Source organism: Sulfuricaulis sp. (assembly GCF_049587675.1).
Taxonomy (GTDB): domain Bacteria; phylum Pseudomonadota; class Gammaproteobacteria; order Acidiferrobacterales; family Sulfurifustaceae; genus Sulfuricaulis.
The window spans coordinates 11,877-35,946 of the sequence record NZ_JBAVEJ010000193.1; the positions used below are offsets into that span (position 1 = coordinate 11,877).

Genomic DNA, 24,070 nt, shown 5'->3' on the forward strand with positions numbered 1-24,070 from the left:
GGTGGCAGATGCTTAGGGAAGCTCATATATAGTCCGTTCATGGTGAGCTTGTCGAACCACGAACGGACGAATCACCCGCGATTGGCGGTATTCCCCGTTCACCCTTCGACTGGCTCAGGGCGAATGGGAGACCTACTTGAGACTTTCCGCGAGACGTGGTCAGTATCCAGGCAATGCCGACACCCGCCATGAACGAATTGTTCTTTTTGACCAGCGGGCTGTCCGCGAAGACCGCCCCGGAAAGATTATCATAGCGCGTGAACGCGCTAACCCAGAAGCGCGGGTATCGCCGGCTCGCCGCAAGCGTCAGCCGGCTGCCACTGTAACCGGCCCGCGCATCGTAGGCAGGTCGCGCGGCCGTGGCAAAGGCTGGCTGAACCTCATAATAATAATCGTGGTAGTCCTCGGAGGCGTACATCGGTCCCACGGCAACACCGATATCCCAACCTCCGGCAAGGCCGGTGGCATCGAAATTGAGATTGGGCTCAAACACCCAGCCGATTCGCTGAACATGCCTGAGATCGGTGGCGACCGCGGCACGTATCGGCAGCCGTAGCGACCAGACGCGATCGCGGGCTTCGTTGTACGCGAGAAAAACATGGAGCGAAGGGCCCGCTTCGACCGTGAAATCGATGTCCGCCATGCCGCTGCGCGCGTCGTTTCGGTTGCTCTTCGCCGGGGGCCCGGCATTGAGGCTGATATCGAGCCTGAAGCGGTCCGATCTGAACAAATCGCCGTGGGCGCCCTCACGGTCAATCTTGAAGATGTCTCCCCGATACTGGACATAGGGCAACGGCAGCAGATACCCGCGCTGCACATCCGAACCTCGATAATCGGGAATGCTCAACCCGGCCACGCCCAGGCCAAATTCCCAGAGTGGCAATTCGTCGGCATGCGCCTGGCCCGCGAGTAGACCGGCAGACAGAAATGCAAAACGAAGTATTTGTCGCATCGGCATTCCTAATATACTCTTGGCTACATGGTAATCGGGCACTCATCCTGACACCACCCATGCGCGGCGCCGGTTTCCCGTCATCAGACTCGACTCAGTCCACGACTGGTCCGTATTCATTTCTCAAACATCTTTTCACTCTTTTATGTGCCCTGCTGTTCACTTCAGGCGCGGCACTTGCCGCGACGGCAACGAATACCGGCGTCCCCGCGCAGGCCAAACTGCCAGCGGCGGTCAAATATGCCAAGGGGCTGTTATGGAAAATCGAGGCGCCGGGCGCCGCAACGAGCTATCTATTCGGCACGATCCATTCCGAGGACAAGCGCGTCACATCCCTGCCGGGACCGGTAATCAAGGCGCTCGACGCGTCGAACCGCTTCACAATGGAGGCGATCATCGACGGTGATGGACTCGTGCACATGGCCGAGGCCATGTACTTCAACGACGGCCGAACCCTGGAACAAGTGATCGGCAAAAAACTGTACGATGAATCGATCAAGGCGCTGGCCGCGCGCGGCATTCCGACGCTCGGCGTGGAGAAACAGAAACCCTGGGCGGTGATGATGGCGCTGTCCATGCCGCCGCCGAAAACCGGGGAGTCTCTCGACCTCATCCTGCAGGACCGGGCCACGCGCCAGAACAAGCCCGTCTCCGGGCTCGAAACCATCCAGGAACAAGTGGCGGTATTCGATGAACTGCCCCTGCCGGACCAGGTCGCACTCCTGAAACAGGCGGTACAAGAACAGAACACTTTCGAAAAAGATCTCGAGGAGATGATCGAGGCCTATCTCGCCCGCGATATCGCCGCCCTGGCCGAGGCCAGTGAAAAGCACAAACCGGACAATGACCGACTATATCGATCCGTCATGGACCGGCTGCTGACGCGGCGCAATACGCGCATGGCCGAGCGCATGGGGCCTATACTCAAGGATGGTGGCGCCTTCATCGCCGTGGGGGCCGCCCACCTCCCGGGCGAATCCGGGTTGTTGAATCTTCTCGCGAAAGCCGGTTATCGTGTCACCCCTGTCTACTAAGAAACACTGTATAACAAGGAGACGGACATTCCTTCCCGCAAACCCAAAAATCGAAAACGACGCAAAAAATCGTCGTCACGCCGTCCTGTGATGACGTCCTGGACTCGCCGGTCCGACGAACATCTGCTCGACACGCGCTTGTGCGATCTGGGGCTGACGCTCGCGGGCACCAAGTTGCAGAAGGAAATCGAGTCTCTTTACCGGGAACTGGAAAGCCGCGGCTTCGTGTTCCGTCCGCACACCTGGCTGTCGGACTGCTGGTTCTGTCCCGACGGGGTCCCGGGTTTCGCGATACCGTTCTATCTCGCGCACCCGCGGCTCATGCGCCTGGAAAAAGCACACATGCTTGAATTCGACGGCAACACCGCGGAGTCGCGGATGAAACTGCTGCGGCACGAAACCGCGCACGCGCTCGCCAACGCATTCCGGCTGCACCTCAAGCAGAGCTGGCGCCGGCGCTTCGGGCGCGCGAGCAAGATCTATCCCGAAAGCTATCTGCCGCGGCCCTACAGCCGCAATTACGTCCTGCATCTCGACAACTGGTACGCCCAAAGCCATCCGGCGGAAGATTGGGCGGAAACCTTCGCGGTATGGCTGGATCCGGATTCACGCTGGCGTGAGAAATACCGCGACTGGCCGGCGCTCAAGAAACTCAATTACGTCGACGGGCTGATGAAAGAAATCGTGGGGCATTCTCCGCCGGTGCGCACCAAGAAGCAGATCGAATCAACCACCACGCTGCGCATCACGCTGCGCGAATATTACGCGGAAAAGCAAACGCGACTGCAACAGGATCTGCCGCGTTTCCATGAACAGCAGTTGCGGCAGATCTTCCCGGCCGCGGGCGGACGCAAGAACGAAAGAGCGGCGCATTTCATCCGCCGCCTGCGGCGCGAGGCGATCGCCACGGTGGCGCGCTGGACTTCGGATTCGCGCTACCGCATCAACCTCACCATCGAGGACATGATCCACCATTGCGAGGAAATGAACCTGCACGCCTCGCGCAACCGCGAGGAAACCAAGATCGCCCTCATCTCCTCGCTCGTCATGCTCTACATGGGTTCCCTGCGCAGCGGGACCTCACGCCTTGCCATATGAAAAAACTGCGCGTCATGATGGTGGTGCACTACACGCTGGTGCCGCCGGATGACTTGAGCAACAAGGATGACCCGCGGATGGAGAAATACCGCACCGAGTACGACGTCAAAACCGCGCTGTTGAATCTCGGCCATGAGGTGCAAGTGGTCGGCGTCTACGATGATCTGGCGCCGATTCGAAAAATGAACGAGGAATGGAAGCCGCACATCGTGTTCAACCTGCTGGAAGACTTCGCCGGCAACAGCGCCTTCGACTACTACGTCGTCAGTTATTTCGAAATGATGCGCATCCCTTATACCGGCTGCAACCCCCGCGGGCTGCTGCTGGCGCGCGACAAGGCGCTGACCAAGATGATCCTGACTTATCACCGCATCAGCGTTCCGGACTTCGATGTATTCCGTCTCGGGCGCAAGATCAGCCGTCGTCGAAAATTCACCTACCCGCTGATCGTCAAATCCCTGACCGAAGAAGGTTCGGTGGGCATCGCCCAAGCCTCGTACGTGGAGAACGAAACCCAGTTGCGCGAGCGCGTCGCGCTGATCCACGAGAAACTCCACGGCGACGCCATCGCCGAGCAGTACATTGACGGCCGTGAACTCTACGTCACCGTTCTGGGGAATGCCAAGCTGGAAGTGCTGCCCATCCGTGAACTGGAATTCGGCGGCACCGAGCCCGGCACGCCGCGCATGGCGACCTACAAGGTCAAGTGGGACGACAAGTATCGCGAGCGTTGGAAGATTGAGTATCAGTTCGCGCGCAACCTGCCGAACGGCATGGCCGAACGTATCGGCCACCTCTGCAAGCGCGTCTATCACCTGCTCGACATGAACGGCTACGGCCGGATCGACCTGCGCGTGACGGCCGACGGCGAGCTCTATGTACTTGAAGCGAACCCCAACCCCGGGATCGCCCGCGACGAGGATTGCAGCCTCTCCGCCATCAAGTCAGGATTGAGCTACGAGGACTTCATTCAACGTATTCTCCATCTGGGAACGACGGCACGTTCCATCGAGTAATCCCCGCGGGGTATTCAGACCCCCATGTCGAGATATTCCCCGCGTTACTGGCCTGCATCTTGCTCTTCTTGAACCCCTGAATTTTGTACCCATATTAGTTGACTGAATTAGTAAGTTATAGATAGAATATTAGCGTATTCTAATATTCTATGGGGATATTCGTAAATTAATGGCTATCAATTCGTAATGCGCGGAGGTGCTAAACCATGACTCAACTCATCAATGGCTTTCCAGCTGACGGAGTCGTGACGGTCAACAGGATGCTGCTCAAACCCGGGTACACCGTGGATGATCTTCAGGAACGCGTCGCCATGCTGTGCGAGAACGTGAAGACTTATCACTCCGACACCGGCTTCGTCGGTGGTTTCGTCGCCCTGAACAGCGGTGCCATCTCGAACGAGGGCTCGACCATCGGCCAGGCGGTCGAAAACCCGCTCAAGGAGAGGGAAGCCTTGGTCGTGACGTTCTGGCGATCCTTCGAGGAACACGAACAGTCACATCGCAGCGAAACCTTCCAGCCTTTGTTCAAAAAGGTTCTGGAGTTGTGCGAGAACGGCAACGAAGAGATTGCCTACACCATGCTCTGGTCCGGCCGCGCCTATTCCTCGGAGGAGGCCAAAGCCGCACGCGCGGCCAAGGCCAAGTACGGAAGCAAGGCGGCATAACGCTGGATCGTCATCAGCCGTTTGATGTCCGACAACCCCGCTAGCCGCCGGTTCTGTGGCGCACCGCTTTCGGAGACGGTGGCATTAGCGCCCAAGAAAACATAGTTCATTGCGGCTATCTGCGCCCATTGCCGAAAGAGCATTCGCCTCGGGCACTGGGCGCTACAGGCGGGGTTGTCGTTCAAGCATTCACCGCGACTTTCCGGTAAACTCCATCGGCTCTAAATGAGCCAGAACGTGAAGAAGAATGTCCCAACGTCCCTACGTCGTCCCCGACAGCGCGCGCCGCGAACGCCTGTCACGGCTTGAGAGCCTCCTCAAAGAGCGAATTCTGATCCTGGACGGTGCCATGGGCACCATGATCCAACGCTACAAGCTGGAAGAAAAAGACTACCGCGGTGAACGCTACGCCGCCTGGGCGTACGAGGTCAAGGGCAACAACGATCTTCTGACGCTAACGCAATCGAAGATCATCCATGACATCCACGCCGCCTATCTCGAGGCCGGCGCGGATATCCTCGAGACCAACACCTTCAATTCCCAGTCCATCTCCATGGCGGATTACCGCATGGAGGAGCTGGCCTATGAACTGAACCGGGAAGGCGCACGCCTGGCGCGCGCCACGGCTGACGAATACGAACGCAAGGACGCGACGCGCCCGCGCTACGTGGCCGGCGTTCTCGGGCCAACCAACCGCACCGCCTCGCTCTCGCCGGACGTCAACAACCCGGGCTTTCGCAACATCAGTTTCGACGCGCTCGTCTCCGCTTACAGCGAGTGCGTGCGCGGCCTGCTCGACGGCGGCGCCGACCTGTTATTGGTGGAAACGGTATTCGACACGCTCAACTGCAAAGCAGCGCTGTACGCGATTGACCAGTATTTTGAAAAACACGGCATCCGCGTGCCGATCATGATCTCCGGCACAATCACCGACGCCAGCGGGCGCACGCTTTCCGGACAGACCACCGAGGCCTTCTGGAATTCCATCGCGCACGCGCAACCGCTGAGCGTGGGCCTGAACTGCGCGCTCGGCACGACGCAGTTGCGCCAGTACGTCGAGGAAATGGCGCGCGTCGCCAACGTGCATGTCAGCAGCCATCCCAACGCCGGTCTGCCGAATGAATTCGGCGGTTACGACGACACGCCCGAATTCATGGCCGGGCAGATAAAGGAATGGGCCGAATCCAGCTTCCTTAATATCATCGGCGGTTGCTGCGGCACCACGCCACCGCACATCAAGGCGATTGCCGATGCCGTAAGGACCATCCATCCACGCACGCTGCCGAAAATCGCACCGCAATGCCGACTCGCGGGGCTGGAGCCGCTCAACATCGGCCCCAACAGTCTGTTCGTGAACGTGGGCGAGCGCACCAACGTCACCGGCTCGGCCGTGTTCAAAAAACTTATCCTTAATAACGAATACGACAAGGCCCTCGATGTCGCGCGCCAGCAGGTGCAAAACGGCGCGCAGATGATCGACGTGAACATGGACGAGGCCATGCTCGACGGCGAGAAGGCTATGACGGACTTCCTGCACCTGATCGCCTCCGAGCCGGAAATCTCGCGCGTGCCGGTCATGATCGACTCTTCGAAGTGGACCGTGCTCGAGGCCGGCCTGAAATGCGTACAGGGCAAACCGGTGGTGAACTCCATCAGCCTCAAGGAAGGCGAGGAAAAATTCATCGAACAGGCGCGCGCCTGCCGCCGTTACGGCGCGGCTGTGGTGGTCATGGCCTTCGACGAGAAGGGCCAGGCCGACACGCGTCAACGCAAGTTCGATATCTGCGCGCGCTCGTACAAGGTGCTCACCGAGAAAGTAGGCTTACCGCCGCAGGATATCATCTTCGACCCGAATATCTTCGCCATCGCGACCGGTATCGAGGAGCACAACAACTACGCCGTGGACTACATCGAAGCGACGCGCGAGATCAGGCAGCGCCTGGCGCACGCGCATGTCTCGGGCGGCGTGTCCAACGTGTCGTTCTCGTTCCGCGGCAACAACGCGGTACGCGAGGCGATCCATTCGGTGTTCCTATACCACGCCATCAAGGCCGGCATGACTATGGGCATCGTCAACGCCGGTCAGCTGGCAGTTTACGAAGACATCCCGACGGAACTGCGCGAGCGCGTCGAAGACGTGATCCTGAACCGCCGCCCGGATGCCACCGAGCGCCTGCTCGAAATCGCGGCGAAGTTCGCCGGCGAAGGCGGCAAGGCCAAGGCCGAGGATCTTTCCTGGCGTGAGGCGCCCGTGACCGAGCGGCTGACACACGCGCTGGTGCATGGCATCGACGGCTTCGTCGAACAGGATACCGAAGAGGCGCGCAAGCAATTTGCGCGCCCGATCCAGGTCATCGAAGGCCCACTCATGGACGGCATGAACGTCGTCGGCGACCTGTTCGGCGCCGGCAAGATGTTCCTGCCGCAGGTGGTGAAAAGCGCGCGCGTCATGAAAAAGGCCGTGGCCTGGCTCATCCCCTTCATCGAGTCGGAGAAGACCGCCGACAGCCGCGCCAAGGGCAGGATCCTCATGGCGACGGTCAAGGGCGACGTGCACGACATCGGCAAGAACATCGTGGGCGTGGTGCTGGCGTGCAATAACTACGAGGTCATCGATCTCGGCGTCATGGTACCGGCGGCGAAGATTCTCGAAGAGGCGCGCAAGCACAAAGTCGACATCATCGGGCTGTCGGGCCTGATCACGCCTTCGCTCGACGAGATGGCGCATGTCGCGAAAGAGATGCAGCGCGAGGGCTTCACGATCCCGCTGCTGATCGGCGGCGCCACGACTTCGCGCGTGCACACGGCGGTGAAGATCGCCCCGAATTACCCGCACCCCGTGATATGGGTGAAGGACGCCTCACGCGGCGTTGGCGTGGCCTCGAATCTCCTGAGCACGGACCTCAGGGCAGACTTCGTCGCGAAAATCCACGCTGAATACGAAGAGGTGCGCACGCGCCACAAGGGCAAGAAGTCCGGCGCACGGATGCTGGCTCTCGCGGATGCGCGCACCAACAAAACGAAGATTGACTGGAAAAGCCATGCCCCGACGACGCCGCGCAAGCCGGGCATCACCGTGCTCGAGAATTATCCGCTCGATGAACTGACGCGCTATATCGACTGGACGCCGTTCTTCATCACCTGGGAGATGAAAGGCCGCTACCCGGCGATTCTCACGGATGAAAAAACCGGCGTGGAGGCCACCAAGTTATTCAACGACGTCCAGGCGTTGCTCGGGCGCATCATCCAGGAAAAATTATTCACAGCGAAGGGCGTGGTTGGCCTGTTCCCTGCCAATAGCGTGCGCGACGATGACATCGAGGTGTACCAGGATGAGTCACGCCAGAAGCTCGCTATGGTACTGCACAGTCTGCGTCAACAGGACGAAAAACCGCCGGGGCGGCCGAACCGCGCACTGGCGGATTTTGTCGCGCCGAAAAATTCCGGTCTCAAGGACTATGTCGGCGGTTTCGCCGTCGGCATTCACGGAGCCGAGGAACTGGCGAGAAAATTCGAGAGTCAGCATGACGACTATAACGCCATCATGGCCAAAGCGCTGGCCGACCGCCTCGCTGAGGCCTTTGCCGAACGGCTGCACGAGCGCGTGCGCAAGGAATTCTGGGGTTATGCCGCCGATGAAAAACTCGACAACGAAGCGCTGGTGCGCGAGGAATACAAAGGCATCCGCCCCGCGCCCGGATATCCGGCCTGCCCGGATCACACCGAGAAAGAATTGCTCTTCAAATTGATTGATGCAACGAAGAACACGGGTGTGAAACTGACGGAAAGCTTCGCCATGTGGCCGGCCGCTGCCGTGAGCGGCTTTTACTTTGCGCATCCCGAGTCGCAGTACTTCGCCGTGGGCAACCTCGGCAAAGACCAGATCGAGGATTACGCACGGCGCAAGGGCATGGATCTTGCCGCGATCGAACGTTGGCTGTCGCCGAACCTGGGATACGAGCCCGAATAAAACCCGTACGTGTTCGCCATAGCAGGCACCCTCAAGATCGGCGCACCGCAGCCGATGACGGGGCCCGATGCGCCACAAGGTCAAGAAGGAATTACTCGCCAATGAACTAGTGCGCGAGGCGTGCCCGGGCTTGTAAGGCCGTCTGAATCCGGCCGATGCCTGCCACAAGGCCGACGATCGATTTATTCGCCTCCTCTCCCGGGAAGCTGGGACCAAAAACCTCATCCACACCAAACCCTGCGCGGATGGGAAGGGGATGAGAAAAGTGCTCCCGGCTACTGGATGTTCAGGATCTTCTCCGCTTTGCCGAGCGTGTCCAGCGATTCCTGATGCTTGCCTTGCTTGTGCAGGGTCTCGCCTTCGACGCGCAGGCTCTTGACCTCGGCAAGTTGTGCGGCGGTGATGTTGGGTTTTGCCGCGAGCGCGTCGTCGATCTTCTTCATCTCCTTGGGACAATGGAACGCGAAGGCATTGCTGGCCGCGAGCATAAGGCCGACGGCGGTGACGATTATACGAAGTTTCATCTTGGTCTCCTTTCCTAAGGTCAGCATGAATGGTGGAACAATCCGATACTGCATCTCTGTAAACACTACCAGAGCTATTTTATTCCAACCCTTCCCTCCCCAGGCAAGCAAGTGAATCGGGCACTTTCTTTGTGGAAATACGAAACCCGATAAAATTCCGCCCCCCGTCGACGTTATCCCGAATGCGAAATATTCAAGCACGAGTAAATCCGTCCGCATCGATTACCGGTCGGAGGCTCGAAGACTCGCTACCGGCCCTGCGTTTCCTGAGAGCTGCTCTTCGGTTCCGGCTTGCTGACCGTGGCGTCCTGTTTCTTGTCCGCGCCCGTCGCGCTTTGTTTCTTCGGCGATGCGGCGCTCGGGGTTTTCGGTTTGGCGGAAGATTTCGCTCCGTGCTGCTTCATCAGTTCGACCACCGGCATCTTGTCGGCCTCGATCGCGTAGTCGGTCGCGGTCTTGTTCAGCTTGTCGGACAGGTTGGGGTCGGCGCCTTTCTCGAGCAGCATGCGGGTAATGACGGCGAATCCCCGACCGGCGGCGTAGAACAGGGCGGTACGGCCCTGTTCGTCGCGCGCGTCGATCTTCGCGCCGCGGTCGAGAAACAATTTCACGATCGCCACCTGCCCGGTGAGCGCGGCGAACATCAAGGGCGTGACGTCGCCCTTGGCGCGCGCGTTCACATCGGCGCCCTTGTCGAGCAGGGCCACGGCTATTTTCTCCTCGCCGAGCGAGGCGGCGCGCATCAGCGGCGTGACGCCTTTGCCATCGCCAGCATCGGTCGCCGCCTTGTTGTCGATTAACAGCTGCACGGCGTCGGTGCGTTTCTGTTCGACCGCCCACTGCAGCGCCGAACGACCCATCGTGTCCTTGGCCTCGATCTCAGCCCGTGCGGCGATAAGCGCCTTCATGGCCTCCAAACCGCCGGTCGTGGCGGCAATGACGAGAGGCGTACGCCCCGCAGTGTCCCGTGTATTGACGTCGGCGCCTTGCTGCAGCAAGTATTCAACGACCTCGCCTTTATTGGTGCGTGCCGCGTAAATGAGAGCGGTCGAACCACCGCCATCGCGAGCTTCGAGCTGTGCCCCTTTCTTGAGGAAGAACTCCGTCAATTCCCGGTTGCCCAGCCCCGCCGCGACCATCAAGGGTCTCGCCTCCTGCATGAAGGTGGTTTCGACGCTGACGCCGTGGTCCAGGTAGAGTTTCACGAGATCAAGGTTTTTTTGCCAGATGGCGTAGATCAGGGGGGAGTTGCCGTTGCCATCGCGCGCCATGAGGTTGGCGCCTTTATCGACGAGCAGTTTGACGGTGGCTACATCGCTCATCCTGGCGGCGAGCGGCAGCGGGATGTTCCCGAGCTCGTCACCGACGTTGACATCGGCGCCCCGCTCGATCAGCAGCCGCGCCGCTTCCGGTTGCTTGCTCTGCAGCGCGACCAGCAGCGCGGTGCTGCCGTCGTCATCGGCGATGTTGATATCGAGACCCCGGTCGAGCAACAGTTTCATCACCTCGAGATGGCCGTGATGGGTGGCGAGCATCAGCGCGTCGGCGCCGCTGATATCCTGCGCCCGCAAGCGTGCGCCCTTGTCCAGCAACAAGCGGACGATCTCCGCGTGGCCATTCGCGGCGGCGTGTAACAGGGGCGTCAAGCCGCGCTTGTCCTTGGCGTCGACATCCGCGCCGTGTTCAAGAAGCGCAGAAACGATGTCCCGATGACCACCCTTGCTCGCCGCGGCCAAGGGAGTCGTTCCGGATTCGTCCGCCCGATTGACGTTCGTCTGCGGGCCGAGCAGCTTGAGCAGCAGTTCAGTCTTGCCCTGACCCGCCAGCTCCACCAGTGTCTTGACCTCAGGATCGACATCGACGCTCGCAGCCTTGGCCGGAGCTTTGGGATTTGCCGCGGACACATACGCCGGATACGTCTGACAAACGATCAGACCCAAAATGCCTAAAACAGAAAATATCTTTTTCATACTTCTCCTCTCCTCTCGAGATAACGTCGTTTCCACAAAACATAAAGTACAGGTATGACAAGCATGGACACCAGCGGCGCGGTGACCATGCCGCCGATCATGGGCGCGGCGATACGCCGCATGACCTCGGAGCCGGTGCCACCGCCCAGCATGATCGGCAAGAGCGCGGCGATCACGACCGCGACCGTCATGGCCTTGGGACGCACGCGCAGCACGGCGCCTTCGATCACCGCCTCGTGCAACTGGGCGAGTGTCGTGGGACGGTGGCGTTTCACCGCCTGGTCGAGGTACACCAGCATCACCACGCCGAACTCGGCGGCGACGCCGGCCAAAGCAATGAAGCCGACGCCGACGGCGACCGAGAGCTGATAATCCAACACAAAGAGCAACCATATACCGCCGACCAGGGCCAGCGGCAACGCACCCATCACCATTAGGGGCTCGGTCATGTTACGAAAATTGAGGTAAAGCAACAGGAAAATCAGCGCGAGGGTAAAGGGCACGATATAGCGCAACCGTTCGGCTGCCCGCGTAAGGTATTGATACTGGCCGGACCAGCCGATCGAATAACCCGGGGGCAGCTGCACGTGGTTGGCCACGACGCGCTGGGCGTCGGCGACGTAGGAGCCCAGATCCCGCCCCTGGATATCGACGTAGACCCAGCCGTTCAATCGTGCGTCCTCGCTCTTGATCATCTCGGGACCGTCCTTGATCGCCACATCCGCGACGTCCGCGAGGCGAATCTGCTGCCCGGTGGGAAGAAACACCGGCAGATCCTTCAGCGCCGTGAGCGAATTGCGCGCCTCGGGCGGATAACGCAGGTTGATCGGATAACGCTCGCGGCCTTCCACGGTATAAGCGATGTTCATGCCGCCAACCGCCAGGGTGATCGTTTCATAGATGTCCGCCACACTCAGGCCGTAATGCGCCGCCGAGTCCCGATCCACGTCGATTTCGATGTAGCGCGCGCGTCCGGCGCGCTCGGCATAGACTGACGCCGTGCCGGGCAGCGGATGCAGCAGCCCTTCGATCTGTGCCCCGATCGTGTCGATCACGCGCAGATCCGGTCCAGCGACCTTCACGCCGAGCGGCGTCTTGATGCCCGTCGCCAGCATATCGATGCGTGTGGCAATCGGCATCTGCCAGGAATTGGTCAACCCGGGAATCCGTACCCGTTCGTCCAGCTCCTCGATCAGCTTCGGCAACGTCAGGCCGTTACGCCACTGCGCATGCGGTTTGAGCCGTATCGTGGTTTCGATCATGGTCAGGGGGGCCGGGTCGGTGGCTGTCTCGGCCTGGCCGATTTTGCCGAACACTCGCTCGACTTCGGGCACGGTCTTGATCAGCCGGTCGGTCTGCTGCAACAGTTGCTGCGCCTTGCCTGCGGAAAGACCCGGCAGCGTGGTCGGCATATAGAGCAGATCGCCCTCATCGAGCCGCGGCATGAATTCGGAGCCGAGCCGCGACAACGGCCACAAGCTCGTGGCCACCAGCAGCACGGCGATCGCCAGAGTGGCGCGCGGACGGTGCAAGGCCGCATCGATCACCGCGCGATACGCGCGCACCAACATGCGGTTCAGCGGATTAGCCATTTCCTCGCGGATACGCCCCCGCACCAGATACACGATCAGGGCCGGCACCAGTGTCACGGACAGGCCGGCGGCGGCGGCCATCGCGTAGGTCTTGGTGTAGGCCAGCGGCGCGAACAGCCGGCCCTCCTGCGCTTCGAGCGCAAACACCGGCAGGAACGAGATCGTGATGATCAACAGCGAAAAGAACAGCGGCGGTCCGACCTCGACCATCGCCTCCTGCATCGCGGCGAGGCGCTGTACGCCGGAGGCAGCGCCCTGCTCGATGCGCTTGTGGACGTTTTCGATCATTACGATCGCGGCGTCCACCATGGCGCCGAGCGCGATGGCGATGCCGCCGAGCGACATGATGTTGGCGTTGATGCCCTGAAGATGCATGACGGCGAAGGCCACAAGGATCCCCACGGGCAAGGTGAACACCACCACCAAGGATGAACGCAGATGAAATAGGAACGCGGCGCAGACGAGGGCCACGAGGATGAACTCCTCGATCAGGCGGTGATTGAGCGTCGCCACGGCGCGCGTGATCAGCGCCGAGCGGTCGTAGGTCTCGACGATCTCCACGCCTTCGGGCAGACTTTTTTTCAGCTGCTCGAGTTTTTCCTTGACCCGTTCGATGATGGTCAGGGCGTTGCCGCCCGAGCGCATGACGACGATGCCGCCCGCGACTTCACCCTTGCCGTCCAGGTCGGCGATGCCGCGGCGCATTTGCGGACCGAGGCGGATGTCGGCGATATCCTGCAGCAGCAGCGCGGCCCCGGCCTCGCGCCGAGTGAGATACGGAATACGCCTGAGGTCGTCCAGGTTCTTGATGTATCCCTTGCCGCGGATGAGATACTCCGCCTCGCCCATCTCGATGACCGAGCCGCTCACCTCCTGGTTGGCGTCGAGAATCATCTGGCGAATCACGGACAATGACAGCGCGTGGGCGCGCATGCGTCCGGGATCGAGCACGACCTGGTATTGCTTGACCATGCCGCCGATAGTGGCGACCTCGGCCACGCCAGGCACGGTCTGCAACTCGAATCGGAGAAACCAGTCCTGGAGGCTGCGCAACTCCGCAAGATCGTGGCGGCCCGTGCGATCGATGAGTGCATACTCGTAGATCCATCCCACGCCGCTGGCGTCCGGGCCGAGTTGCGTGCGCGCTCCCGGCGGCAGCTGCTCGCGCGCCTGACTCAGATACTCCAGCACGCGCGATCGCGCCCAGTATGGATCCGTGCCGTCCTCGAAGATGACGTACACGTACGATTCGCCGAAGAATGAGTAACCACGCACGTGCACGGCACCGGGCACGCCCAGCATGGCGCTCGTCAGCGGATACGTCACCTGATCCTCCAGGACCTGCGGTGACTGGCCAGGGAACACGGTCTTGATGATGACCTGCACGTCGGACAGGTCCGGGATCGCGTCGAGCGGCGTATGGCGTACGGCGTAGATGCCCCATCCGACGGCGAGCAGCGTGACCAGCAGCACCAGCGGACGGTTGACGGTGGACCAGCGAATGAGACGGGCGATCATGATTGCTGAATCGTGATGCGGCGGCGCGATACCCTAATGCGCCGTCATGCGGCGGAAACTCGCCTGCAGGCTGCTTTCGGAATCGATCAGAAACTGCGCGGAGACGACGATCTCGTCACCCTCCTTGAGGCCGCTCAGGATCTCGACTTGGCCACCGGTCTCGATGCCGGTGCGCACCGGCACGGGCTTGAACCGCCCGCCGCCGAGGGCGACGATCACCCGGTCTTCGGACTCGGTGCGGATGAGCGCCTCTTGCGGCACCGCGAGCACGCCCGGGCGGGCGTCGCCGTGGATCGTGGCCACGACATACATGGCACTCTTGAGCAGATGCGCCGGCGCGGTAAATGAAAGCCGCACACCGATGTTCTGCGAGCTGGGATCGATGGCAACGGCGCCCTGATTGACCACGCCGGACCACATCTGGCTCGAAACATGGGGCAACCTGACTTCGACCGGCTGGCCGCTCTGGATCCAGGCCGCGTCCCGTTGAAAGGCATTGGCCAGCACCGAGGCGCGCGCCATTCCCGACAGTTCGAACAGCGTCGCCCCGTTCTTCACCGAATCGCCGGTAGTGACCTGCAGATTCGCGATCCGGCCGGAGTACGGCGCATACAGCGTCAACTTCGACGATGCCACCCGTTTCTGTTCGAGCTCCCGGACAGCGTCATCGGTAAGCCCGAGGCGCGCCAGCTCCGCTCGCGACTTTTCCAGCGTCATGCCATGGTCGGCTTCCACCGCGGCGGGCAGCATGGTGTCGTGGGAGTTGGCCTGCATCGGCGTGCTTTCCTTCATCAAGACGATATGCACCTGCTCGGCCGTGCGCAGCGTCTCGGATTCGAGCGTCACCAACGGTTTTCCCGCTTCGATCCATTGTCCCGGTTTGGCTTGCAGCGCAGAGACCTTGGCCGCAAACGGCGCTTGCACGCGCACATGCTGGGCCGGCTCGATTTGCTGAACGAAACCCGGCGTCTCGATGCTCCGCACCAGCGTCGTGCGGCGCACGCGCGCGATCTTGACGCCGAGATTATTGATGACCTCCGGCTCGATTTGAACCGCCGGTCCTGCATCGGCGCCCGTCGCGGTTTCCGCGGCGGCCGGCTTCACCGGCACCAGCGCCATCCCGCAAATCGGGCAGGTGCCCGGTTTGTCGGAAATAATCTGGGAATGCATCGGGCAGACGTAGGTCGTTTCCGCGTGCACGTGGTCGTGCCCGGGGACGGTTCCCGCACCCGCGGTTTCGGGCGCGCGGTTAACGGGAAAAAGATAACGATTTACGACAAAGCCGGCGGCAAAGGCAACAGCGAGGGCGATCATCCACAACAACATGGTTCTACGATGCATAAACTTCTAATTCAATCCATCAACGACGGGTGTGGAGTCGCAGAATAATAACCGTTATCTGCCCGGCTGACATCCGCCCAATACCCTACACACATCCTGTCGAATTCACGCGGGACGCCGCTCCGCGCTGCATGCGCTCTCACGACATTCGCACATCCTATACATCAAAAAAAAGACCCGGCCCGTGACGGCCGGGTCTCGGACCCGCGCCGCGAAATAAATCGCGGCGCGGGGAGGAGCCCGCTAATCCGAACGGCTCAGAACGTCTGCTCCGACGACAATCCCAGTCCCGGGGTGTAATGGGTTCCGGGGCCGATCTCGCCATTGCTGAAGAACCGGTAGGAACCCACGGTGTAGAACGACATGCCGTGCGGCTCGGCGTTGCCCGCATTCGCGGGTCGCGTCCCGTTGGCCGGCCATGTCTTGCCCGCGTCGCCGAAGTCCATGTCGAGACATCCAGTCGGCGAATGCGTGTCGCCCGTGTTGAACCGGCTGTCGAGATCCAGGTTGCCGGTCCAGCGGTTCCAGCGCATCATGCAGACGGTATCGTCACCGACCGACCCGGTGCCCGGCAGCACGCTGCCCCAACCGCCCGTCTTGAAGGGCAGCAGGTTGTTGTCATCCAGCAGCTGGAACGCCGCGCCGAGACCGCCAGCGGGGAAGTTGCCGGTATTGGGACCACCCGGCGGGAAGCTGTTCGGGTGTCCCGCCAGCGATTCCCAGGCGTGGCCCAGACCCAGCGCCGACAGCAGGACGTCCACGTCCGCGATGGCGTACTTGCGCAAATCCACGAAGTAGAGAGAGGTTGCGATATAGCGATCGAAACCGTCGTGGACCACGAAGTGCGGTCCGCCGCGGCTGGTCACGCTGTCCGGATGATCGTCGGCCGTGCCCACCACCCCATCCTCGCCAGGTGCGCTGAGATCGACCTGATCAACCAGCTTCGGACAATCCGACTTGCCGTTGTTGGGCCAGAATGTCCCGCCGTTATGCTGATCGCCTGAGTTGTGATACACGATGCCGCTGGGTCCGAGCGTCTCTTTCTGGCCGAGCGGCGTGGTTGCGCCGGTGTTGTTCCAGGCCGAGGCCGGAGCCGCGTTACACTGGAAGCTGTTACCCGCAGACAACAACCCACGAACGTCGAGCACCGCCATGCGCGAGTTGTGCTCACCCGCGTAATCGCGGTCATGGATCGGGTCGCCGGCACGCTGGATGCCGGACACCGGCATGATGATGTAGTTGTCATCCTGCGTGATGGTGAATACCGAAGCACCGGTGCAGGCGCCGAAGTCGTAAACCAGCTTGAACTGCGGGTTCATGACCGTGATGTCGGGTGAATAGTACACCGCGCCGCCGCACATGGAGGCAACGAACATGCCCTTGTGCCCGTGGTTATGCATGACGCGCATTGCCATCAGGCCTTCCGGTTCCTCGTGGATCTGGTTTCCCTCGTGGCGCGGTCCGTCCGGCATCTGCACGACGGCGTAGGGACCGGCGCTCAGATTACCAACGTTCCAGAAACGCACCGTGGTGCCGAGATCCTGGGCGGAGGTTCCGGGACCCGCACCGGAACCGGTCAGCGCCAGGCTTACCGGATCGGCGTAGTCGGAATTAACCAGGATACCGCCGCTGGTCGTGCCGATCTGGTGGCCGTTCTTGTCGCCTATTTTGCCGGTCAGGTCGGTGCGCAGGCCGATACCGTGGGGATGCGCCAACAGACCGGTGTCGGGACCCTGATTGATGCCATGATCCAGGTCCACCGCACCGGTGTCGGCGCCGATCTGGTTAAACGGCGCGACACCCGGCACACACAGGTTGAACACCGAGAAGCCCAGCGCCGTCGGGACGTCACCGGCGGCACAGTTGCCGTTGCCGTCCACGCCACCGAAGCGGATCTGTTTGCGCGGCGCATAGCGCTCAGGCCCGAGCATGTCGGTGCCGTTCACGTACTTGCCGTGACCGGGGACCGAATGGGTAGGCACAGCGCTGTATTCGCCGATCACGCTCCCGGTGAACGGATCCAGTTCCTGGATGCCGCCGGGGGTCGTGAGCACCGGCGGCAGGCTGACCGCAACGGTGCCGGTGCCGCCACCGAAGTTGCCGCGGTTGCCGCCCGCGCCCATCATGGTGGTGTAGTAGCGGCCGCTGACGGGATTCCACTCCAGGTCGTCGGTGCCGGTCAGGTTGGTATGCACGGCGCCGCTGACGGTCAACCCGCACAGGTTCTGCGTCGTGCTGCCGTGCAGCGGGATATTCTCAAGCGTGCTGTTCGGCGCCGGATGGATATTCATCGGATCGCTGATGTCGCACCCGAAAATGTTGGCGCTGATCAGGCCACCGTAGTAAGCGGTGATCTTGCCGTCGGGCTGTACCGTGGGCACCACGCTGTGGTGGTGCGCTTCGTTGAGCACCGATGACGGTGCCGGGACCACCTGCGGCAGACCGTTGCCGGGGAAGTTGAAGTTCGGCACGCCGCCCAGGATATCGTCGTCCATCACGGTACGACCGACCGCGGCGAGGTTCGCCGGGGCACCGGGGTCCGAGCTGTTCACCAGCGCGATGTCGAGCGCATTGTCCACGAAGTTCTCCGTCGCGGACAGCAGGTGCTGGCCGTACACCGCGGGCATCTCCGCCGTGTTTACGACATGGCCATAGGTCGGCGAGACGGGGTTAGCGTCGATTACTGCGAGGAAATCGGCATCCGGCAGGGCTCCTGCCGGCAAGCCCAGAATGCCATCCAGCGGACTGACGTTTCTGCCGTCCATATACTGATCCGAGGTCCATACGATCAGATACTTGGGTGGTCCTTGGAACCAAGCCTGGGCGCTGTCACTAACAGCGACCATGCCGGCTCCCAGTGTTGCCGCTAACGCGGCATTCAACAGTTTCATTCGAGTCATCTGGATCTCCTCCTAGCTTTATTCATTGTCGGGTACAACAAATAACCTGCCGGCTTCTGATCCTAAATGGATTCTGTTGCGGCAGAGTGTCGCATGCACCTACAGCAAAATCGGTGCCAGAAATTCGACATGCCAAAGTATTGTTTTTGATAGTTATTTTTTTTCATTATTGACATAGATCAAATTTGTCATGATATTCTGCCATGACAAATTGTCGCAGGTCCGCAGCGGCTTCAGCGGATGGAGAGCATCAATACAAACGCGACATGACTATATAAGAAAGCCACGAGGAGACATTGCCATGAATAAACCGGCCATCGACGTCCATTCCCTGATCAACGCCCAGGACTCACCCGCCGTCATCATTGACGAAAACTACCGCATCGTCGCGGCCAATCAGGCGTATTGCACTTCTTACGGGATCGATCCGGACAAGGTCGTCAATCACCGCTGTCACGAGGTCTCGCATCACTCCGCGGTGCCATGCCACATGAACGGTGAGGACTGCCCTCATAAGCAGGTATTCAGCACAGACAAGCCGTTCGAGGTGCTGCACACGCATTACGATTACGCCAACCGGCCGGACCGGGTACGAATCAAGGCGCATCCGCTGCACGACCCGAATGGCGACCGGTATTTGCTGGAGGTCATCAACCGGCTCGCGCCGTCGACCAACCTAAGCTGTGAGGACATGCAAATGGTGGGGCACTCGCCCGCCTTCCTCGCCTTGATCGAAAACCTGATCGTGGCTGCCAAATCCGACGCCGCCGTGCTGATATACGGCGAGAGCGGCACCGGCAAGGAGCTGGCGGCCAAGTTCGTGCACGATCAATCCGCGCGCAAAAAAAACCCCTACGTCGAATTGAACTGCGCCGCCATTCCCGAAGCCTTGTGCGAGAGCGAACTGTTCGGCCACGAGCGCGGCGCGTTCACCGGCTGCGCCGGGCTGAAGCAGGGTCTGTTTGAACTGGCGGACAGCGGCACCCTGTTCCTGGATGAAATCGGGGAATTGCCGTTACCGATGCAGGCCAAGTTGCTGCGTGTCCTCGACAGCGGCGAGTTTCGCCGCCTCGGCGGCAACAAGCTGACCAAGGTGGACGTGCGCGTGATCGCCGCCACCAACCGCAACCTGATGGCAATGGTGACGCAGGGAAAATTCCGCGAGGATCTCTATTTCCGGATCGCCGGCATCAACGTGAGCATCCCGCCGCTGCGCGAACGGCGCACAGATATACCGGCATTGGCGGAAATACTGATCAAACGTCTGTGCAAACCCGAACACAATCTCTGCCGGCTCACTCACGCCGCGATCGAGCGCCTCGTCAGTTATTCCTTTCCGGGCAATATACGCGAATTGCAAAACATCCTGCAAAAGGCGCTCGCCACCTGCGACTGCAACATCATCGACGCCAAGCACATCCACTTCAACGAGCATCATGGAATCAATCATGCGGCGGCGGATTCGACGCATGACCACGCCCATGGCAAGGTGGGAGGGGTCATGCCCGCCGACGGTTCCAAACTTTCGATCGCGGAAGTGGAGCGGCATTATATTTCCACGCTACTGGAGCAACACGACGGTAACCGCCGGATCGTCGCGAACATCATGGGCATCAACGAGCGCACGCTTTACCGCAAGCTGAAACGCTACGAGCTCCGGACGGAGAATGTCTAACCGGCGTACTGAGCCACGCCGTTCCCGAACGACCAGTTTTCTTTTTTTGACCTCGACCAAGCTGATAAACACATCCTGCGGTTTGAGGCCGATCAGCTTCTGCAAACTTCCGGCAATGGCCTTGTATAGCGCCTTCTTCAACTCGACCGTACGGCCCTTCGTTCAGTGTGATCTGGACCATGATTAGGTCGTCGGTGTGCGGGATGTCCAGATACACCGGCGTGTAGAGAAAATTTCCCTTGGGGTTTTCGCTGATATCCAGTTGCCCGCCTCGCGCGCCTGACGCTGCAAATAGCCGGGCAGAAAATCTCTCACCTCCGGTTCGACATAAAACGTGGGCAAAAGTCCCGCTTCATCAGAACGAATTTTTCCTTCCGCCATCAGTTGTCGGGTCAGCGGCGTGCCGGGATAGAGTCGCACGCCGGCCATGGCGACCACGGCGGTTGGGCGCCTGGCGCGTAGGGCCTGGCAGGTGGCGCGCACGCTGGCTTCGGTTTCACCAGGCCCGCCGAAAATCACCGTATGACAGACGCGCAGTCCGGCCTCCAGGCCATGCACGTTGGCGCGGCGTACGACCTCGGCATCGAACGATTTGCCGAGGCGTTCCAGCTGGCCGTCTTCGGCGGCGTCACTGCCGAGTTCCATCCCGTCGCAGCCGGCACGCGCCATGAGGCTCGCCTGCTCACGGCCCAGCTTGACGGGCGTCGCATAACAGCTCCAGCGCAGCCGCAGCCGGCGCCGCAGAATTTCCTCGCACAGCGCTTCCACGTGGCCCACCGGAAAGTTCAGGATGGAGTCGACGAAGAAAACGTCATGTGGTCCATAATCCACCATCAACGCTTCGAGCTCGTCCACCAAGTCGCCGGCCTCGCGCGCGGAAGCGGTTTCCTTCCAACAAGGGATAGGTGCAGTAATTGCACTTGAACACGCATCCGCGCTTGGTCTGGACGTTGCCCATGCCGCCGCGGCGTATGTAGCGCGGGTAATCGAAAAGATCGTCCGCCGGACGCAGCCCCACCGCCCAATCGAGGTGACGCCGCACCGGCGTGGCGGAGGCCGGCGTATCTCCCGAAGTGCGGCGACGGGATATCACGCCCGGTATGCAGGTTGGATTCCATCCGTGATCAAGCGCCGCCAGGAGTTCCACAAACGCCTGCTCGTCTTCTCCCGCCACGCCCCAGTCGCCGTCCAGGGCCCGCATATACGGCTCCGGCAAAATCGCGAATCCGGATCCGCCCAAAATGATCGGTGCACGCGTGACGGCGCGCAGCGTATCCACGACCTCGCGATGCTGATCGAGATATTCCACGGTAAGCGGATAGGCGGCGTTGTCTATGTTGCGAATCGAGAGGCCGACGACGTCGGGTTGAAATGCGTTCACCTGCCGGCGCAAGTCAGCGAGTGGATGCCGCCCGAAGCACAGATCGGCCACGGCCACTTCGTGTCCCGCCTAGCGCGTGGCGGCGGCGATATAGGCCAATCCCAGCGGGAAGATCGGATCCGGAATCCGCTCGCGGTTCGCTGAAACCAGGAGAACCCGCATGGGCTTCTCTATACCGCGCTCACGAGGCGGGCCGGACGATGAGTTTTCCTTCCATGCCGTGTTCGCGGTGACTTTTCATGAAAGGAAGTTTTTTGTTGCAGTAAAAAATGTAACTGCCGGCCGTCTGCGGGGTAAACTGCAGCGTGGTGGATTTGCCCGCCGATACCGCCGCATCCAGATCGATGCCGGCATTCGGTTCCTTCAGCGTGAAGTTATGCGGTGTGATTTTGTCGTCGTTCACCAGCGTCAGTTCCACCGGACGGCCGGCAACGACTTCGATAGTATCGGGTTGAAAGCGGTAATCGCCGAGATGGACCGTGATCTGCTGGGCCCCGGCGTCCGCGGCGGATACCGCAAGCGGAACCGAAAACAGCAACGCACAGGCGAAAACGGCTGAAAATCTTTTGCGCCGTGCCCCACGTTCTGACTTATTATGCTTCTCCATGAAGCCTCCTTGTGGTTCATCCGACGTTCGCAGGCGTCGTGAGTGCTTCGACATGCAGGTTGTATTCTTGTTCCTGGCGCTCATCGGCACGGGGTTGGCAACGGCGGAATCCGCTGGACCGGCGGCCCCGGACGAAGACCCAGTCTTGAAGGCCGGCTGGCAACCGGTTTCGGAACGGGGCGGCCTGCGACTCTATAACCGCGCCGTGCCGGGTGCCGCCATACCCGCGGCCCTGGCGCGTGTCCGCATCGAGGTCCCGCCGGCGCGCCTGTTCTCGGTGATCACGGACTACGACCGCTTCGCCGAATTCGTGCCGTACGTCGTGCGTAGTCGAGTGGTGCACCGTGAAGACGGACTACGCCGGGTATCTCAGCATCTGCGCTTTCCCGGGCCGGTGGCTGACCGCCATTATGTCATCGAGAGCCGCGACAGTTACACGTCCTTCCCGCAGGAACACTGGCGCGTCGAATGGCGCCTGGTTCCGAGGTAGAACTTGTCCGCGTCGGGCGAAGCAGTAATTACCCCTACAGCATTCACGGGTTACTGGGAACTAGCGCCGGTCTCCGGCGGCGCGGCTACCGACGCGATATATTCGCTGCATTTCGAGCCCGGCGGTACCCTGCCCGCTGGATCGTGACGTCGCGATGAACCGCTATCTGCCCAAGGTCATCGATGCCGTGCGCGCCCGCGCCATCGGGTCCGATGGAATAACATCGGCGCCGGGTAGTCCCGCAACGCCGGTTTCCGGCCGCTAATCACCGGACACGCATTCATCGCAGGCTGGCCTCGAGCAGATGCGTGTCGATCGGATAGGCGAGCGCGGCGTGTATAGGGAACTGTGCCTGGAGCCTGGCGAGCTGATGGGCGTGTTCATTTTCGTAGAAGACAATGACTTTGGTTTTCGGGAAACGCTGCACTACAGCGAGTAGCGACTCGAGACTGCTGGTGCGATCGCGAAAGTCCGACTGGAAATTAAACTCGGCGACGATCACGTCGGGATGAATCTTTTTGAGCAGGCCCAGTGCTTTGCGCACCGACGTTACCGATTCCACGGCGTAGCCCGCCTGCTGATAGAGCGGCTTGAAATCGGGATAGCCCCCGAGCTCGATGATGGAAAGCAACAGGTGCTTTGAGGAATTCGTGGCGGAGTGATTCATGTGGGCTCCGGCCACGCATCATCTCCGCATCCGCGGACTTTGGCAACGGTGAGTCACGGTGCACCGTCACCAGGTTCCGCGCACCAAACAACAAAAAACCCCGCCGAAGCGGGGTTCATACAGATTGGATCAATCTCAGAACGGGCTCAGCGTCGCTTGCGTCGCGACAAACCGAACAATCCGAGCAGCCCGGAACCGAACAACCATACGGCAGCCGGAACCGGAACGGGCACCACATCAAAATTACTGGTGAATGACGCACTATCACCAGGCGTCAACGAGAAAGTGATCAGGATGCCAATGTTGGAATCGATGGATTCGGGCGCAGCCTCCCGCGTGGGGAACCCGAAATAGGTACTCGAGGAAGTCGACGCAAATGGAGCCGTGAAACTGGTCGTCGGATCCCACAGTGTGCGCGCAACATTGCCATCGATCGAGCCCTGGTAGATCGATGCCCCGGAGGTCGTCAGCGTGGCGCCATTATTATTGTTGTCGGTCAAGGTGAAGCCGATCGAACCCTGCATCGCCCCAATTGGGATCGTGGGCGAAACACCGATTGTGGCTCCCAGGCTATAGGTCTGGATTGAGCCACTGGTATTCGTGAGGGTGAAGTTGTTGGTTACGAACGGATCGCTGTCCATGCTCAGCGACCAACTGTTCACATTGAGAC

Annotated in this window: 19 protein-coding genes; 7 read left to right on the forward strand and 12 right to left on the reverse strand. The window is 60.8% G+C overall.

The window, feature by feature from the left end; genetic code table 11:
* Nucleotides 1-37 precede the first annotated feature (37 nt).
* A complete protein-coding gene (locus tag WB402_RS10135) occupies nt 38-952 on the reverse strand; it encodes a MipA/OmpV family protein (RefSeq protein ID WP_424207486.1) in 915 nt (304 codons plus the stop codon).
* 59 nt (nt 953-1,011) lie between these two features.
* On the opposite strand from WB402_RS10135, the gene WB402_RS10140 reads away from it, so the two are divergent.
* The 5 genes from WB402_RS10140 (at nt 1,012) to metH (ending at nt 8,735) form a co-directional block, all read left to right on the forward strand.
* Nucleotides 1,012-1,986 carry a TraB/GumN family protein gene (locus WB402_RS10140; RefSeq protein ID WP_424207488.1) on the forward strand — a complete coding sequence of 325 codons (975 nt, stop codon included), beginning with the start codon at nt 1,012-1,014 and terminating at the stop codon, nt 1,984-1,986.
* Between the two features lie 90 nt (nt 1,987-2,076).
* Nucleotides 2,077-3,084 carry a putative zinc-binding metallopeptidase gene (locus tag WB402_RS10145; RefSeq protein WP_424207490.1) on the forward strand — a complete coding sequence of 336 codons (1,008 nt, stop codon included), beginning with the start codon at nt 2,077-2,079 and terminating at the stop codon, nt 3,082-3,084.
* The gene (locus WB402_RS10150; protein WP_424207492.1) at nt 3,081-4,100 is read left to right on the forward strand and encodes a D-alanine--D-alanine ligase family protein; all 1,020 of its coding nucleotides are present in this window, start codon (nt 3,081-3,083) and stop codon (nt 4,098-4,100) included. The genes WB402_RS10145 and WB402_RS10150 overlap by 4 nt, the downstream gene beginning before the upstream one ends.
* 206 nt (nt 4,101-4,306) lie before the next feature.
* Entirely contained in the window at nt 4,307-4,765 is a 459-nt protein-coding gene (locus WB402_RS10155) for a ligand-binding protein SH3 (RefSeq protein WP_424207494.1), read from the forward strand.
* Between the two features lie 247 nt (nt 4,766-5,012).
* Nucleotides 5,013-8,735 (forward strand): methionine synthase, encoded by a 3,723-nt coding sequence (metH, locus tag WB402_RS10160; protein ID WP_424207495.1) that lies wholly within the window; start codon nt 5,013-5,015, stop codon nt 8,733-8,735.
* A 275-nt stretch (nt 8,736-9,010) separates the two neighbouring features.
* On the opposite strand, the gene WB402_RS10165 is transcribed toward metH, so the two are convergent.
* The 5 genes from WB402_RS10165 to WB402_RS10185 form a co-directional block, all read right to left on the reverse strand.
* Complete coding sequence (locus WB402_RS10165; RefSeq protein ID WP_424207497.1) at nt 9,011-9,259, reverse strand: hypothetical protein; 249 nt, start codon at nt 9,257-9,259, stop codon at nt 9,011-9,013.
* 248 nt (nt 9,260-9,507) lie between these two features.
* A complete protein-coding gene (locus WB402_RS10170) occupies nt 9,508-11,229 on the reverse strand; it encodes an ankyrin repeat domain-containing protein (RefSeq protein ID WP_424207499.1) in 1,722 nt (573 codons plus the stop codon).
* Nucleotides 11,226-14,339: an efflux RND transporter permease subunit gene (locus tag WB402_RS10175; protein WP_424207501.1), complete on the reverse strand. Its 3,114-nt coding sequence runs from the start codon at nt 14,337-14,339 to the stop codon at nt 11,226-11,228. The genes WB402_RS10170 and WB402_RS10175 overlap by 4 nt, the downstream gene beginning before the upstream one ends.
* Before the next feature lie 33 nt (nt 14,340-14,372).
* The gene (locus tag WB402_RS10180) at nt 14,373-15,680 is read right to left on the reverse strand and encodes an efflux RND transporter periplasmic adaptor subunit (RefSeq protein WP_424207503.1); all 1,308 of its coding nucleotides are present in this window, start codon (nt 15,678-15,680) and stop codon (nt 14,373-14,375) included.
* Nucleotides 15,681-15,937: 257 nt separating this feature from the next.
* On the reverse strand, nt 15,938-18,580 hold the full coding sequence (locus WB402_RS10185; protein ID WP_424207505.1) for a hypothetical protein: 2,643 nt from the start codon (nt 18,578-18,580) through the stop codon (nt 15,938-15,940).
* Between the two features lie 301 nt (nt 18,581-18,881).
* Here WB402_RS10185 and WB402_RS10190 point away from each other — a divergent pair, with 301 nt between their 5' ends.
* Nucleotides 18,882-20,255, forward strand: a complete 1,374-nt coding sequence (locus WB402_RS10190) for a sigma-54 interaction domain-containing protein (protein WP_424207507.1) — start codon at nt 18,882-18,884, stop codon at nt 20,253-20,255.
* Here WB402_RS10190 and WB402_RS10195 read toward each other — a convergent pair.
* From WB402_RS10195 to WB402_RS10210, 4 genes are all read right to left on the reverse strand, one after another.
* A complete protein-coding gene (locus tag WB402_RS10195) occupies nt 20,142-20,396 on the reverse strand; it encodes a tautomerase family protein (RefSeq protein ID WP_424207509.1) in 255 nt (84 codons plus the stop codon). The two genes, WB402_RS10190 and WB402_RS10195, sit on opposite strands and share 114 nt — an antisense overlap.
* Before the next feature lie 42 nt (nt 20,397-20,438).
* On the reverse strand, nt 20,439-21,110 hold the full coding sequence (locus WB402_RS10200; protein WP_424207511.1) for a B12-binding domain-containing radical SAM protein: 672 nt from the start codon (nt 21,108-21,110) through the stop codon (nt 20,439-20,441).
* Nucleotides 21,067-21,693, reverse strand: coding sequence for a cobalamin-dependent protein (locus WB402_RS10205; protein WP_424207513.1), 627 nt, complete (start codon nt 21,691-21,693; stop codon nt 21,067-21,069). Before WB402_RS10205 ends, WB402_RS10200 begins: the two co-directional genes overlap by 44 nt.
* A 124-nt stretch (nt 21,694-21,817) precedes the next feature.
* The gene (locus WB402_RS10210; protein WP_424207515.1) at nt 21,818-22,243 is read right to left on the reverse strand and encodes a cupredoxin domain-containing protein; all 426 of its coding nucleotides are present in this window, start codon (nt 22,241-22,243) and stop codon (nt 21,818-21,820) included.
* A 52-nt stretch (nt 22,244-22,295) separates the two neighbouring features.
* Here WB402_RS10210 and WB402_RS10215 point away from each other — a divergent pair, with 52 nt between their 5' ends.
* Nucleotides 22,296-22,733 (forward strand): SRPBCC family protein, encoded by a 438-nt coding sequence (locus WB402_RS10215; protein WP_424207517.1) that lies wholly within the window; start codon nt 22,296-22,298, stop codon nt 22,731-22,733.
* A gap of 280 nt (nt 22,734-23,013) precedes the next feature.
* Here WB402_RS10215 and WB402_RS10220 read toward each other — a convergent pair whose 3' ends face one another.
* A complete protein-coding gene (locus WB402_RS10220; protein ID WP_424207519.1) occupies nt 23,014-23,400 on the reverse strand; it encodes a hypothetical protein in 387 nt (128 codons plus the stop codon).
* A 146-nt stretch (nt 23,401-23,546) separates the two neighbouring features.
* Nucleotides 23,547-24,070 (reverse strand): PEP-CTERM sorting domain-containing protein (locus tag WB402_RS10225; RefSeq protein WP_424207521.1); only part of this gene is annotated, 524 nt, incomplete at its 5' end.

Excerpts from the sequence above, each read along its gene's own strand:
- WB402_RS10135 (WP_424207486.1), bottom strand. The coding sequence starts at position 952 with ATGCGACAAATACTTCGTTTTGCATTTCTGTCTGCCGGTCTACTCGCG.
- WB402_RS10140 (WP_424207488.1), top strand. The coding sequence starts at position 1,012 with ATGCGCGGCGCCGGTTTCCCGTCATCAGACTCGACTCAGTCCACGACT.
- WB402_RS10145 (WP_424207490.1), top strand. The coding sequence starts at position 2,077 with ATGACGTCCTGGACTCGCCGGTCCGACGAACATCTGCTCGACACGCGC.
- WB402_RS10150 (WP_424207492.1), top strand. The coding sequence starts at position 3,081 with ATGAAAAAACTGCGCGTCATGATGGTGGTGCACTACACGCTGGTGCCG.
- WB402_RS10155 (WP_424207494.1), top strand. The coding sequence starts at position 4,307 with ATGACTCAACTCATCAATGGCTTTCCAGCTGACGGAGTCGTGACGGTC.
- metH (WP_424207495.1), top strand. The coding sequence starts at position 5,013 with ATGTCCCAACGTCCCTACGTCGTCCCCGACAGCGCGCGCCGCGAACGC.
- WB402_RS10165 (WP_424207497.1), bottom strand. The coding sequence starts at position 9,259 with ATGAAACTTCGTATAATCGTCACCGCCGTCGGCCTTATGCTCGCGGCC.
- WB402_RS10170 (WP_424207499.1), bottom strand. The coding sequence starts at position 11,229 with ATGAAAAAGATATTTTCTGTTTTAGGCATTTTGGGTCTGATCGTTTGT.
- WB402_RS10175 (WP_424207501.1), bottom strand. The coding sequence starts at position 14,339 with ATGATCGCCCGTCTCATTCGCTGGTCCACCGTCAACCGTCCGCTGGTG.
- WB402_RS10180 (WP_424207503.1), bottom strand. The coding sequence starts at position 15,680 with ATGCATCGTAGAACCATGTTGTTGTGGATGATCGCCCTCGCTGTTGCC.
- WB402_RS10185 (WP_424207505.1), bottom strand. The coding sequence starts at position 18,580 with ATGACTCGAATGAAACTGTTGAATGCCGCGTTAGCGGCAACACTGGGA.
- WB402_RS10190 (WP_424207507.1), top strand. The coding sequence starts at position 18,882 with ATGAATAAACCGGCCATCGACGTCCATTCCCTGATCAACGCCCAGGAC.
- WB402_RS10210 (WP_424207515.1), bottom strand. The coding sequence starts at position 22,243 with ATGGAGAAGCATAATAAGTCAGAACGTGGGGCACGGCGCAAAAGATTT.
- WB402_RS10215 (WP_424207517.1), top strand. The coding sequence starts at position 22,296 with ATGCAGGTTGTATTCTTGTTCCTGGCGCTCATCGGCACGGGGTTGGCA.
- WB402_RS10220 (WP_424207519.1), bottom strand. The coding sequence starts at position 23,400 with ATGAATCACTCCGCCACGAATTCCTCAAAGCACCTGTTGCTTTCCATC.